We start from the raw sequence: 13,739 nt of genomic DNA, 5'->3' as shown, positions 1-13,739 counted from the left end.
TTTTACGTTCGCAGGCAGTGGTGCGCACGCCCATTTGTCTTGACATCAAGATAGTTCGCGTCCACACTCCATTTTTATCTTCATGTCGAGATAATCCATGCCTGCCTCTCCAGTCCGCCCCGCCTGGGGCGATATTCTGCTCACGGCGCTGGCGCCCCTGATCTGGGGTTCCACGTATATCGTCACGTCCGAACTGCTGCCGCCCGACCGGCCTTTCACTGCGGCCCTGATCCGCGTGCTGCCGGCCGGCTTGCTGTTGCTGCTGGTCATGCGGCGCCTGCCCGCGCGGCGTGACTGGATGCGCGTGCTGATCCTGTCCGCGTTGAATATCGGCGTGTTCCAGGCGTTGCTGTTCGTGGCCGCCTACCGCTTGCCCGGCGGCCTGGCGGCCGTGGTGGGCGCCATCCAGCCGCTGCTGGTCATGGGCCTGGCCTGGGGCGTGGAAGGGCGCCGTCCGGCCCGGTTGGCCTTGGGTGCCAGCGTACTGGGCGTGGCCGGCATGGGAATTTTGTTGTTGTCGCCGCGCACCGTGTGGGAACCGGTCGGCATCGCCGCCGCGCTGGGCGGCACGGCTTGCATGGCGGCCGGTACCTACCTGACGCGGCGCTGGAAGCCGGACTTGCCCGTGCTGGCGCTGACGGGCTGGCAATTGCTGCTGGGCGGCCTGATGCTGGCGCCCGTCGCCTGGCTGGCCGATGCACCGCTGCCGGCCTTGTCCTTGCCGCAAATATTGGCCTACGCCTACCTGTGCCTGGCCGGCGCCCTGCTGGCGTACGCGCTGTGGTTTCGCGGCATCGCCAGGCTGTCGCCCGTGGCCGTCTCCTCCTTGGGCCTGCTCAGTCCCCTGATGGCAGTCGTGCTGGGCTGGGCCTTGCTGGGCCAGGCCATGACGGGCTGGTCGATGCTGGGCTTGCTGCTGGTGCTGGCCAGCGTGCTGGCCGTGCAGTGGGCCAGCGCCCGTCCCGCAACAAACGTCTGATTTCTACGCATTTCTCCTCGGCAGGCCGATCGCGTCGGCCTGCCTGTTTCCCTCTGGGCGCTCCCTTTTTGCTGCACCGCACATACAGTTTTGCTTGCACTGTAATAGGGCATTGAGGCACTATTCGCTTCGCGCAAACGTTTGCGCGCCGTAAAATTTCATAAAAGCATGGTGTAGACGTGCTTGACCAACAACTCTGGAGACGCTCATGACATCCCGTATTCGCCTGAAAATGATTGCCGCCGCTGTCCTGGTGTGTGCCTTGCCCGCCGTGCCGGCGATGGCGCAGACACCTGCCAAACCGAAGGTGGCGCTGGTGATGAAGTCGCTCGCCAATGAATTTTTCCTGACCATGGAAAATGGCGCCAAGGCGCATCAGAAGGCCAATGCCGCCAAGTACGACCTGCTGTCGAACGGCATCAAGGATGAGACGGATACGTCGAGCCAGATCAAGCTGGTCGAGCAAATGATCGTCTCGCGCGTCAACGCGCTGGTGATCGCCCCTGCCGACTCGAAAGCGCTGGTGCCGGTGCTGAAGAAAGCCATCGATGCGGGCATCATCGTCGTCAATATCGACAACAAGCTCGACGAAGGCGCCCTGAAAGAGAAGGGCATCAGCGTGCCGTTCGTCGGCCCGGACAACCGCAAGGGCGCCAAGGTGGTCGGCGACTTCCTGGCCAAGCAGATCAAGAAGGGCGACCCGGTCGGCATCATCGAAGGCGTATCGACGACCTACAACGCGCAGCAGCGCACCCTGGGTTTCCAGGACGCGATGAACGCGGCCGGCGCGAAAGTTGTCAGCGTGCAGTCGGGCCAGTGGGAAATCGCCCCGGCCAATACGGTGGCGGCCGCCATGCTGAACGCCAACCCGAACATCAAGGCTTTGCTGTGCGGTAACGACAACATGGCCATCGGCGCCGTGTCCGCCATCAAGGCGGCTGGTAAAACGGGCAAAGTCATCGTCGTCGGCTACGACAACATCAACGCCATCAAGCCGATGCTGGCCGATGGCCGCGTGCTGGCTACCGCCGACCAGTTCGGTTCGCAGCAAGCCGTGTTCGGCATCGAGACCGTGCTGAAAGCCCTGGCGCAGAAGAAGAAACAGGCCGAGCTGGGTGGCGTCATCGAAACCAAGGTCGAACTGGTCGCCAAGGGCGCCAAGTCCTGATCGTTTGATCCCGCCGGGGCTAGCGCCATAGCAATCTTGCTGGCGCCGGCCCCGCCGTCTTTTTCCGCGGAGTTTTATCATGCCTACCGACATCCCCCCGGCGCCATCAGCCGCTCATCCTCTATTGACCCTGGATAACATCGGCAAGTCCTATGTCGGCCCCGTCCTGGGCGGCGTGGGCTTGCGCTTTGCCCCCGGCCAGGTGCTGGCGCTGACGGGCGAAAACGGTGCTGGTAAAAGCACCTTGTCGAAGATCATCTGCGGTCTGGAGCAAGCCACCACGGGCACGATGCTGCTCGACGGCAAGCCTTACCAGCCCGCTTCGCGCGGCGCCGCCGAAGCGCTGGGCATTCGCATGGTGATGCAGGAACTCAATTTGATTCCTACCCTGTCGATCGCGGAAAACCTGTACCTGAAAAATCTGCCGCAACGCTTCGGCTTCATCGACCGTACGCGCCTCGAGCGCGACGCACGCGAACAGATGGAAAAAGTGGGCTTGGGCGGCCTCGACCCGTGGACCCTCGTGGGCGAACTGGGCATCGGCCACCAGCAAATGATCGAAATCGCACGCAACCTGATTGGCGCCTGCCGCCTGCTGGTGCTCGACGAGCCGACGGCCATGCTGACGCACCGCGAAGTGGAATTGTTGTTCCTGCAAATCGAGCGCCTGAAAGCCGAAGGCGTGTGCATCATCTATATTTCTCACCGCCTGGAAGAACTCAAGCGCGTGGCCGACCGCATCGCCGTGCTGCGCGACGGCCAGCTCGTGTGCGACGACGATATCGCGGGCCACTCGGCCGCCGATCTGGTCAGCCTGATGGTGGGCCGCTCGGCCGATGACGCCGTCGACCTGAGCGGGCGCACATTAGGGGCGCCGTTGCTGCGCGTGCGCGGCCTGGCGCGCGGCAAGGTCGTCAACCCGACCTCGTTCGACTTGCGCGCCGGTGAAATCCTCGGCATCGCCGGCCTGATCGGCTCGGGCCGCACGGAATTGCTGCGCCTGATCTTCGGCGCCGACCGTGCCGACGCCGGTGACGTGTTCCTTGGCGACAGCGAAACACCGGCCGCCCTGGCCTCGCCGCAGGCAGCGGTGAAAGCGGGCATCGCCATGATCACGGAAGACCGCAAGGGACAAGGCTTGTTGTTACGCCAGTCCATCGCCGTCAACACGACCCTGGCCTCGCTCGACACCGTCAGCGGCGCCGGCTGGCTCAACGACGCGTCCGAAGCGTCGGTGGCCGACGACTACATCGAGCGCCTGGGCATCCGCTCGCGCAACAGCGCGCAAACGGTGGCGGAACTGTCTGGCGGCAACCAGCAAAAGGTGGTGATCGCACGCTGGCTGTACCGCGACTGCCCCGTGATGCTGTTCGACGAGCCCACGCGCGGCATCGATATCGGCGCCAAGTTTGATATTTATCAGGTGCTGGCCGAACAGGCGCGCCAGGGCAAGGGCCTCGTCATTGTATCGAGCGACTTGCGCGAACTGATGCTGATCTGCGACCGCATCGCCGTCATGAGCGCGGGCAGCATCGTCGAGACCTTCGAGCGCGGCGCCTGGAGCCAGGACGCGCTGCTGTCGGCCGCCTTCTCCGGCTATTTGACCCCCACTTCCACTCCAGCTGCGGCCTGATCCGCCGGAAAGATTCCCATGACCACCAATTCCTCTCCTTCGTATCTGCAGCGCAGCCTGGCCGACCTGAAAAACTATGCGGGCCTGATCGGCGCCCTGGTCGCCATGTGCGTACTGTTCTCGTTCGCCAGCGAAAACTTCTTCACCCTGGCCACCTTGAGCACCCTGTCGAACAATATCCCGACCCTCGTCGTGATGGCTGTCGGCATGACGTTCGTGCTGATCATCGGCGGCATCGATCTGTCGGTCGGTTCCGTGATGGCGCTGGCCGCTTCCGTGCTGTCGCTGGCCGTCGTGCACTGGGGCTGGCCCGTATGGAGCGCGGCCCTGCTGGGCATGTTCGTCGCCGCCCTGTGTGGCGCCACCACGGGCCTGATTTCCGTCGGCTGGCGCATTCCCTCGTTCATCGTTTCCTTGGGCGTGCTGGAAATGGCGCGCGGCATGGCGTATCAGGTGACGAACTCGCGCACGGAATACATCGGCAGCGCCGTTGACGGCATCAGCTCGCCGATCGCGTTCGGCCTGTCGCCCGCTTTCATCGCCTCGATTGCCATCGTTGTCATCGGTCACCTCGTGCTCACGCGCACGGTGCTGGGCCGCCACTGGATCGGCATCGGCACGAATGAAGAAGCCGTGCGTTTGTCCGGCATCAACACGAAGCCGTCGAAAGTATTGGTCTTCGCCTTGATGGGTTTCCTCGCCGGCGTGGGCGCGCTGTTCCAGGTGTCGCGCCTGGAAGCGGCCGACCCGAACGGCGGCGTGGGCATGGAATTGCAAGTGATCGCAGCCGTCGTGATCGGCGGCACGAGCCTGATGGGTGGACGCGGTTCCGTCATCAGCACGTTTATCGGCGTGTTGATCATTTCCGTGCTGGAAGCGGGCCTGGCGCAAGTGGGCGTGTCCGAACCCGTGAAACGCATCGTCACGGGCCTGGTGATCGTTGCGGCCGTGGTGCTCGATACCTACCGCCGCCGTGGCGAGCGTTCATAATACTGGCCCATGGCAACCATCAAACAAGTGGCGCAGGCGGCGGGGGTGTCGTTTACCACCGTGTCGCACGTCCTCAACAATACCCGCCCCGTCAGCGACGAGGCGCGCCGCGCCGTGCTGGCGGCCGTGGAACAATTGCATTACGTCCCCAGCGCACTGGCGCGGTCCTTGCGCAGCCGCAGCACGGGCACCATCGGCCTGATCATCCCCAACAATACGAATCCGTATTTTTCGGAAGTGGCGCGCGGTATCGAGGACAGCTGCTACGCGGCCGGCTACAGCGTGATTTTATGTAATTCCGACGACGACCCCGTCAAGCAGCGCGACTATCTGAACGTGCTGCTGACCAAGCGCTGCGACGGTCTGATTCTGTCCGCGCTGGCCGACAGCGATGGCGAATTGCTGCGCAAGATGAAGGTGCCGGCCGTGCTGCTCGACCGCGCGCCCAGCGACCTGTCCATCGATGCCGTGGCCGTCGATAACCGCGCCGGCGGTGCCTTGGCCGCGCGCCATCTGCTGGGTCTGGGGCGCCGGCGTTTCGCCTGCATCGCCGGTCCCCGCGAAGTGAGCATTTCCAACGAGCGCATCGACGGCGTGCGTAGCGCCATGGCGGACGCGGGCGTGGCCCTGGACGACGCGCTGTGCCGCCATGGCGATTTTACGAGCGCGGGCGGCTATGCGGCCGCGCTGGATCTGCTGGCGCTGCCGCCAGGCCAGCGCCCCGACGCCTTGTTCTGCTGCAATGACTTGATGGCCTTTGGCGCCCTGCGCGCCGCCGCCGAGCGGGGCATTGCCGTGCCGGGCGAACTGGCCGTCGTCGGCTTCGACGATATCGACCTGGCCAGCTTCGTCCATCCGGCCTTGACCAGCGTGGCGCAAAATACGCGCGAGCTGGGCCACATCACGGCCGCCTGCTTGCTGGCGCGCATCGCCGACCCCGCCTTGCCGCGCCAGCAGCGCAGCATCGCGCCGGCACTGCACGTGCGCGGCTCCAGTGCCGCCGCAGTGCCTTCTTCTGTACCTACTTCTTTACCTGCAACTGAACTGATGGGAATGACATCATGATCGTGGTTATCGGCAGCATCAATATGGACCTGGTCTTGCGCGTGCCGCGCATGCCCCTCCCCGGCGAAACCCTGACGGGCGGCGCGTTTAGAACCATTCCTGGCGGCAAGGGCGCCAACCAGGCCGTGGCCTGCGCGCGCCTGAGCGGCAAAGTGGCCGGTGCCCAGCAAGTGGCCATGGTCGCTTGCGTGGGCGACGATGCGTTTGGCGCGACCCTGCGTGCGGCGCTCGTCGGCGACGGCATCATCGACAGCCACATCACGATCTTGCCCGGTGTCGCGTCCGGCATCGCCTCGATCCTTGTCGACGACAACGGCCAGAACAGCATCGTGATCGCCGGCGGCGCCAACGATTTATTGAGCCCCGCGCACATCGACGCGGCGCAAGGGTTAATTGAGCAGGCCGACATCGTCGTGCTGCAGCTGGAAACCCCGATGGCCACCGTCGTGCACGCGATCAAATTGGCCCGTTCGCTGGGCAAGACCGTGGTGCTGAACCCGGCCCCGGCCGCCAGCTTGCCGGAAGGCGTGCTGGAGCTGGTCGATTACCTGATTCCCAATGAAATCGAAGCGGCCATGCTGGCCGGCGTCAGCCCGGAAGGCGCGGACGTCAAGGCGCTGGCCGCCGCGCTGCAAAAGCTGGGCAGCGACAACGTCATCATCACCTTGGGTTCCAAGGGCGTGCACGCGGCCCTGTACGGGGGCGATTACACGTTCCCGGCCGAAGCCGTGAAAGCCGTCGACACGACGGCCGCGGGCGATACGTTTATCGGCGGTTTTGTGGCGGGCCTGGCGTCCGGCATGGACGAGGCGGAAGCGATCCAGCAAGGCCAGCGTGCGGCCGCCTGGAGCGTCACCAAACCCGGCGCGCAAACGTCGATCCCCCACTTGCACGAGCTGTTCTGAGACCATGAAAAAATCACCGCTGCTTAATATCGCACTGTCGCAACTGATCGCGTCGCTGGGCCATGGCGACATGCTCGTCATCGGCGACGCGGGCTTGCCGTCGCAGCCGGGCGTGCCCCTGATCGACCTGGCCCTGACGCGCGGCATCCCCGGCTTCATCGATACAGTCAACACCGTGCTGAGCGAAATGCAGGTGGAATACCATTTGCTCGCCAGCGAGTTGCCGCAGCATAATCCGGCCATGGCGGCGCAGGTGGCGGCCCTGGCCTTGCCCGATGCGCGCCAGGTGACGCACGACGAGTTCAAGCAATTGTCCAAGGGCGCGCGCGCCATCGTGCGCACGGGTGAGTGCAGTCCGTACGCCAACATCATTTTGGTGGCTGGCGTCGTGTTCTAACGCAAACAATGGCGCGATTGTTTGCCAAAAACATCAACGCTATTGTCCGCACTGAAATAATTATCCATCGGCAAAAGGGACGGCTACAATAGCCTTACCCCTGCCAACGCGGCAGCTTCCTGTGGTGTCCCGCCATGCCGATGAAAGCCTCCGACGCTTTCCGCTGCTGTTTCATTCTGCTGCTGTGCCTGGCCACGCCCGTCCGGGCGCTGGAAGCCGTCTCCCTGCACCTCAATTTCACGCACCAGTTCCAGTTCGCCGGCTATTACGCGGCCATCGAGCAGGGCTATTACCGCGAGGCGGGGCTCGAGGTGACATTGGTCGAAGGCAGCGGCGTGCCGCCTGCCGAGGCGGCCGTGTTGTCGGGCCAGGCCGAGTATGGCGTGGGCAACAGCACCTTGTTGCTCAGCCGCCTGGCGGGCAAGCCCGTGGTGGTGCTGGCCGTGGTGTTCCAGCATTCGCCCAGCGTGCTGCTGATGCGCCAGCAGGGCGGCGCGCCCGACGTGCGCAAGCTGGTGGGGGCGCCCGTGATGATCGGCGCGGCCGTCAATGTGGCGGCCGCCTCCGATGAAGTGTCGCTATTCCTGGGGAAAATGGGCGTCGCGCCGCAGCAGATGCGCCACTTGCCGCCCAGCTACCGGATCGAGGATTTGATCGATGGCAAGGTGGACGCGATTGCCGCGTACTCCACCAACGAACCGGACTACCTGGACCGGGCGGGATTTTCCTATTACCAGTTTACGCCGCGTACGGCCGGCATCGATTTCTACGGCGACAACCTGTTTACCAGCGAGCAGGAACTGCGCCGCCATCCCGAGCGTGTCAAAGCGTTCCGCGCGGCCAGCCTGCGCGGCTGGCAATACGCGATGGCGCACCGCGAGGAAATGGCGCAACTGATCCACGTCAAATACAGCCAGCGCCACGACCGCGCGCACCTGCTGTACGAGGCGCAGCAGATGGAATTGCTGCTGCAGCCCGTGCTGGTGGAGCTCGGCTACATGAATCCCCAGCGCTGGCAGCATATTGCCGACACGTATGCTGCCATGGGCGTGCTGCCGCCCAAGGCCACGGACAGCCGCGCCTACAAGGGCTTCCTGTACCGCCCCGTGCCGGGCGCCGACCTGGGCTGGCTGTATTTGTCGCTGGGCCTGGCGGGCAGTTTGCTGGCCGTGTCGGCCGGCTTCCACTTCAACAACCTGGCGCGCGAGCGCCGCCGCACGGAGGAAACCATCCGCCAGGGGGAATTGCGCTTTCGCACCATGTTCGAGGAAGCGCCCATGGGTATCGCCCTGATCGATACCGTGAGCGGACAGTTTCTCGATATCAATCCGCGCTATCTGGCCATCGCCGGACGCACCCTGGAGCACATGAAGCAGACGAGCTGGATGGAGATCAGCCATCCCGACGATGTGGCCGGCGAGCAGGCGCACGTGGCGCAGCTGCTGGCGCGGCGCCTGCAGGGCTTTCGCCACGCCAAGCGCATCGTGCGTCCCGATGGCGGCGTGGTGTGGGTCGATGCTTCGGTGACGGCCATCGCCACGGCGCGCCATGGCGGACCGCACCATTTGTGCATGCTGGAAGACGTGACGGACAAGCGGCAAACGGAAGCGCTGATCTGGCAGCAAGCCAATTTCGATACCTTGACGCAATTGCCGAACCGCCGCATGTTTCACGAGCGTTTGCGCCAGGCGCTGGCGCAGGGACGGCGCGATGCGAGCCGCGTGGCCATCCTGTTCATCGATCTCGACCATTTCAAGGAAGTCAACGACACCCTGGGCCACCACCAGGGCGATATCTTGCTGATCGAGGCGGCGCGGCGCATCCGCGTGGGCGTGCGCGAGACGGATACGGTGGCGCGCCTGGGCGGCGATGAATTCACGGTGATCCTGTCCGATATCGACGATCTGCAGCAAGTCGACCGCATCGCGCGGCAGATACTCGACGGCTTGCTGGCGCCGTTCCTGCTGGGACAGGAGCAGGCCTTCGTCTCGGCCTCGATCGGCATCACCCTGTATCCCGATGACGCGGGCACGATCGAGGATTTGCTCAAGCAGGCGGACCAGGCCATGTATGTGTCGAAAGGCGCGGGGCGCAACCGCTACAGCTACTTTACGCCCGCCATGCAGGTGGCGGCCGTCAACCGCATGCGCATGGGAGCGGACTTGCGCACGGCCTTGCGCGAACAGCAGATGCAGCTGTATTACCAGCCCATCGTCGAACTGCATAGCGGCAATATTGTCAAGGCGGAAGCCTTGCTGCGCTGGCAGCATCCGCAGCGAGGCATCGTGTATCCACCCGATTTCCTCGCGCTGGCCGAAAGCAGCGGCCTGATCGTGGAGATCGGCGACTGGGTGCTGCGCACGGCGGCCACGCAACTGCTGCACTGGCGCGCGCAAGGCCAGGTTATCGGCTTGTCGGGACTGCAACTGTGCCTGAACCAGTCGCCGCTGGAATTGCAGCGCGAAGTGGAGGCGCCCGGTACCTGGCTGCGCCAGCTGATGGCGCTCGATGTGCCGGCCTCGGCCATTGTGCTCGACATGCGCGAAGATGTACTTTTACCCAACGGCAATAGCATGGCGCCACGCCTGCAGCACTTGCGCGAAGCGGGCTTGCAGATCGCCCTCGACGACTTCGGCAGCGGCCATGCCTCGCTGACGCAGCTGCAGCAATGCGGTATCGACTACCTGAAGCTCGACGGCGTGCTGGTGCGCAAGCTGGCGGCCGGCGCCAGCGAACTGGTGCTGTGCGAAGCCATCGTCACCATGGCCCACAAGCTGGGCTTGCAGGTCATCGCCGAAGGGGTGGAGACCGAAGAGCAGCGCGCCCGGCTGCTGGAGATCGGCTGCGATTTCGCGCAAGGCGAGCTGTTTGCGCCGCCGCTGGCCATCGAAGCGTTCGACGCGCTGCTGCACGCCCGGCGGCCCTTGCGCCCTTGAAACAGGCCCAGCCTGCCACCAGATTTCATCTAGGCCTGCGGGACGGGGCTCCCGGCTTGAACGGGCTTATACTCGATGGGCTGGCGCCTGCGCCCGGCTTTGCTGTCACCGGTACCTACACCGGGTGCGCAGGCAAACTTCTTCCATTCACTCAACTCGAGGTGACCTCATGGGCATTTTCAGCAATATCTACAACAAGATCTTCCACCATTCGTCCGACGCCGCACCGGCTGCCACGCCGGCCGCCGCCACGACAGCACCTGCTGCAGCACCGGCCGCTCCTGCTGCCGCTCCGGCCGCTGCGGCGCCCGTGGTGGACGTGGAAGTGGTGCTGGTCGACCTGGCCAGCAAGAACGCGGAAAAACTCAATTGGCGCACGTCCATCGTCGACCTGATGAAACTGCTTCAACTCGACAGCAGCCTGGCCGCGCGCAAGGAACTGGCGCAAGAGCTGCACTTCACGGGCGACACCAACGATTCGGCCAGCATGAATATCTGGCTGCACCGCCAGGTGATGATCAAGCTGGCGGAAAACGGCGGCAAGGTACCGGAAGAACTGAAGAACTAAACACCTGGCGGCGGCAGGGGTATCCACTGTCACCGCTATCCAATCCTGTGGGAACTGCCTATCATGGAGTTCCCATAGTGTCATGATAGCTAAAACCAATTGAAACTATTGTGACAATCAATTTTGCATATGGGTTAAAACCCCTTACACTAGAGTCTTACTGATTCACCACACGAGAGGAAATGAAATGTCGCTGATCAATACCCAAGTTAAACCATTCAAGGCAACCGCATACCACAATGGCAAATTCGTCGACCTGACGGAAGCGTCGCTGAAAGGCAAATGGTCGGTATTCGTCTTCTACCCAGCCGACTTCACCTTCGTTTGCCCAACCGAACTGGAAGATCTGGCCGATCACCACGCTGAATTCCAGAAACTGGGCGTCGATGTCTACGGCATCTCGACCGATTCGCACTTCGCGCACAAAGCATGGCACGACACCTCGGACGCGATCAAGAAAGTGCAATACGCACTGATCGGCGACCCAACCGGTACCCTGTCGCGCAATTTCGAAGTCATGATCGAAGAAGAAGGCATGGCGCTGCGCGGTACCTTCGTCATCAATCCAGACGGCTTCATCAAAGTGCTGGAAGTGCATGACAACGGCATCGGCCGTGACGCATCGGAACTGTTGCGCAAAGTTAAGGCAGCTCAATACGTTGCCGCTCACCCAGGCGAAGTTTGCCCAGCCAAATGGACGGAAGGCGCAGCAACCCTGACCCCATCGCTGGACCTGGTTGGCAAGATCTAAGTCTCGATGCAACACGTAGCAAACAAGTAGTTACCGCGATGCCGGACCGGGCGTCCGGCCCGGCATTCGCCTAAATATTTGTAAAGGAAGAAAAAATCATGTTAGACGCAACCCTCAAAACCCAACTGAAATCCTACCTGGAAAAAGTGGTGTATCCGCTTGAGCTGGTCGCTTCTCTCGATGACAGCGCAAAAGCCCGCGAGATGAAGGAATTGCTCCAGGAGATAGTCCTGTTGAGCGACAAGATCACGCTGGTCGAGCGCCTTGACGCTGGCGTACGCGCCCCGTCGTTCAGCATCAACCGTGCAGGCTCCGACATCGGCGTGCGTTTCGCCGGTGTGCCGCTGGGCCACGAATTTACCTCCTTGGTGCTGGCGCTGCTGCAAGTGGGCGGCCACACCATCAAGTTCGACGAGGCCGTGATCGAGCAGATCCGCAACCTCGACGGCGACTACGAATTTGAAACGTTTATTTCGCTCTCCTGCCATAACTGCCCGGAAGTGGTGCAGGCCTTGAATGCCATGGCGGTGATCAACCCGCGCATCAAGGTCACCACCATCGATGGCGGCGTGTTCCCGAAAGAAGTGGAAGAGCGCCAGATCATGGCCGTACCGATGATGTTCCTCAATGGTCAGCATTTTGGCCAGGGCCGCACGAATGTCGAGGAAATCCTCGCCAAGCTCGACACCAACGCCGGCGCACGCCAGGCGGCAGCGTTGTCGAAAAAAGACGTGTTTGATGTGCTGATCGTCGGCGGCGGCCCTGCCGGCGCGGCAGCGGCCATCTACGCTGCCCGCAAAGGCATCAGGACGGGCGTGCTGGCCGAGCGTTTCGGCGGCCAGGTGCTCGACACCCTCGCCATCGAAAACTTTATTTCGGTCAAGGAAACCGATGGTCCGAAGTTCGCCATGGCGCTGGAACAGCACGTCAAGGAATACGAAGTCGACATCATGAACACCCAGCGCGCCGCGAAACTGACGCCGGGCAAGTTGGTGCAGATTGAAACGGCCAATGGCGCCGTGTTGAAAGCCAAGACCGTCATCCTGGCCACCGGTGCCCGCTGGCGCGAAATCAACGTGCCGGGCGAGAAGGAATACCGCAACCACGGTGTCGCCTACTGCCCGCACTGCGATGGCCCGCTGTTCAAGGGCAAGCGCGTGGCCGTGATCGGCGGCGGCAACTCGGGCGTGGAAGCGGCGATCGACCTGGCCGGTCTCGTGAAACACGTGACCCTGATCGAGTTCGGCGCGGAATTGCGTGCCGATGCGGTGCTGCAACGCAAACTGCACAGCCTGCCTAACGTGACCGTGATCACGTCGGCGCAAACGACCGAGATCCACGGCGACGGCAAGATCGTCAATGGCCTGAGCTACACGGACCGGGTCAGCGGCGAATCGAAAAAGGTCGAACTGGAAGGCGTCTTCGTGCAAATCGGCCTGGTGCCGAACACGGAGTGGCTCAAAGGCACGGTGGCACTGTCGCGCCACGGTGAAATCGAAGTCGATGCCCGCGGCCAGACCTCGATCCCCGGCGTGTTCGCGGCCGGCGACGTCACCACGGTGCCGTACAAGCAGATCATCATCGCCACCGGCGAAGGCGCCAAGGCAGCTTTGTCCGCCTTTGACCACCTGATCCGCTCGGACGACGAGGAAGTGGTGGAAGAGTCCGCATCGAAAGAAGCATTGACGGCGTAAATCTTTACGCTGCAAAAAAACCGGAACGGCCGCGAGGTGGTTCCGGTTTTTTTATGCGTAGAAGAAACTTAGCTGCCCGCGTACAGGGGATTGGCGGCCACATACACTTGCACGCCGTCGACGGGCATGTCCTTCGGCGCGATCTCTGCCAGGGCGAAGACGGTCTTGTTGTTGAAGGTTTGCACGTGCCAGGTAAAACGCTGGCCGGCGCGCGCGATGGTGACGGTTTCGCCGCGCGTGACGTTGATGTGGCGGGTATCGGGTTGCAGCTCGATGCTGCGCTGGGCGGCCGCGTGCGGGGCGCTGCTGCCATAGTCGGCGGCCGTGCCCGTGGGGCCGGCCGCGATGGCCGAGGTGGCAAGGACGGCGCACAAAATCGCCAGGGCGCTGCGGTGGGTGTTCAACATAATTTCTCCAAGAATAAGCCTGGCGCAGCGAGTAGCCGCGCCATATTGTCGTTGTGGCTGCACCGGGATCGCCGGTTTTTGCAACACGGCATCCTAAGCGTTTCTTGTCGGATCTGCAAAGTCCTATTTCACAATTGCACCGTCGCTGCCAAGGGCACGAGCAAGGCCAGGGCCTGATCGCTGCCCAGATACAGGGCCAGGCTGGGGCAAATTGCAGCAAAGCATGATGGGCCAGAGGACGAGGTA

At 63.1% G+C, this 13,739-nt stretch carries 12 protein-coding genes; 11 read left to right on the top strand and 1 reads right to left on the bottom strand.

The features are described 5' to 3' along the window. The first annotated feature begins 97 nt into the window (after positions 1-97). The 11 genes from OPV09_RS00355 to ahpF all read left to right on the top strand — a co-directional run bounded on the left by OPV09_RS00355 (position 98) and on the right by ahpF (position 13,086). Positions 98-979 (top strand): EamA family transporter, encoded by an 882-nt coding sequence (locus OPV09_RS00355; RefSeq protein WP_338680120.1) that lies wholly within the window; start codon positions 98-100, stop codon positions 977-979. Positions 980-1,187: 208 nt separating this feature from the next. Beyond that, positions 1,188-2,147 carry a sugar ABC transporter substrate-binding protein gene (locus tag OPV09_RS00350; RefSeq protein ID WP_425324016.1) on the top strand — a complete coding sequence of 320 codons (960 nt, stop codon included), beginning with the start codon at positions 1,188-1,190 and terminating at the stop codon, positions 2,145-2,147. Positions 2,148-2,226: 79 nt separating this feature from the next. After that, positions 2,227-3,780, top strand: a complete 1,554-nt coding sequence (locus tag OPV09_RS00345) for a sugar ABC transporter ATP-binding protein (RefSeq protein WP_338680119.1) — start codon at positions 2,227-2,229, stop codon at positions 3,778-3,780. Between the two features lie 18 nt (positions 3,781-3,798). Beyond that, the gene (locus OPV09_RS00340; RefSeq protein WP_046683216.1) at positions 3,799-4,770 is read left to right on the top strand and encodes an ABC transporter permease; all 972 of its coding nucleotides are present in this window, start codon (positions 3,799-3,801) and stop codon (positions 4,768-4,770) included. A gap of 9 nt (positions 4,771-4,779) precedes the next feature. Further along, complete coding sequence (locus OPV09_RS00335) at positions 4,780-5,835, top strand: LacI family DNA-binding transcriptional regulator (protein ID WP_219329327.1); 1,056 nt, start codon at positions 4,780-4,782, stop codon at positions 5,833-5,835. Continuing rightward, complete coding sequence (rbsK, locus tag OPV09_RS00330) at positions 5,832-6,740, top strand: ribokinase (RefSeq protein ID WP_338680117.1); 909 nt, start codon at positions 5,832-5,834, stop codon at positions 6,738-6,740. The genes OPV09_RS00335 and rbsK overlap by 4 nt, the downstream gene beginning before the upstream one ends. 4 nt (positions 6,741-6,744) lie before the next feature. After that, a complete protein-coding gene (gene rbsD / locus OPV09_RS00325) occupies positions 6,745-7,137 on the top strand; it encodes a D-ribose pyranase (protein ID WP_034753900.1) in 393 nt (130 codons plus the stop codon). Positions 7,138-7,271: 134 nt separating this feature from the next. Continuing rightward, positions 7,272-10,073, top strand: a complete 2,802-nt coding sequence (locus OPV09_RS00320) for an EAL domain-containing protein (protein WP_338680116.1) — start codon at positions 7,272-7,274, stop codon at positions 10,071-10,073. A gap of 169 nt (positions 10,074-10,242) precedes the next feature. Next, positions 10,243-10,641, top strand: a complete 399-nt coding sequence (locus OPV09_RS00315) for a DUF3597 domain-containing protein (RefSeq protein ID WP_034753903.1) — start codon at positions 10,243-10,245, stop codon at positions 10,639-10,641. 187 nt (positions 10,642-10,828) lie between these two features. Next, a complete protein-coding gene (gene ahpC / locus OPV09_RS00310) occupies positions 10,829-11,392 on the top strand; it encodes an alkyl hydroperoxide reductase subunit C (RefSeq protein ID WP_034753905.1) in 564 nt (187 codons plus the stop codon). 98 nt (positions 11,393-11,490) lie between these two features. Continuing rightward, positions 11,491-13,086, top strand: a complete 1,596-nt coding sequence (ahpF, locus tag OPV09_RS00305) for an alkyl hydroperoxide reductase subunit F (protein ID WP_338680114.1) — start codon at positions 11,491-11,493, stop codon at positions 13,084-13,086. Positions 13,087-13,154: 68 nt separating this feature from the next. On the opposite strand, the gene OPV09_RS00300 is transcribed toward ahpF, so the two are convergent. After that, the gene (locus tag OPV09_RS00300) at positions 13,155-13,493 is read right to left on the bottom strand and encodes a CzcE family metal-binding protein (RefSeq protein ID WP_331778989.1); all 339 of its coding nucleotides are present in this window, start codon (positions 13,491-13,493) and stop codon (positions 13,155-13,157) included. Positions 13,494-13,739 lie beyond the last annotated feature (246 nt).

The organism is Janthinobacterium sp. TB1-E2, assembly GCF_036885605.1.
Classification (GTDB): domain Bacteria; phylum Pseudomonadota; class Gammaproteobacteria; order Burkholderiales; family Burkholderiaceae_D; genus Janthinobacterium; species Janthinobacterium aestuarii.
The sequence above is the reverse complement of the archived record's forward strand: the minus strand, read 5'-3'. Positions and strand labels throughout refer to the sequence as shown.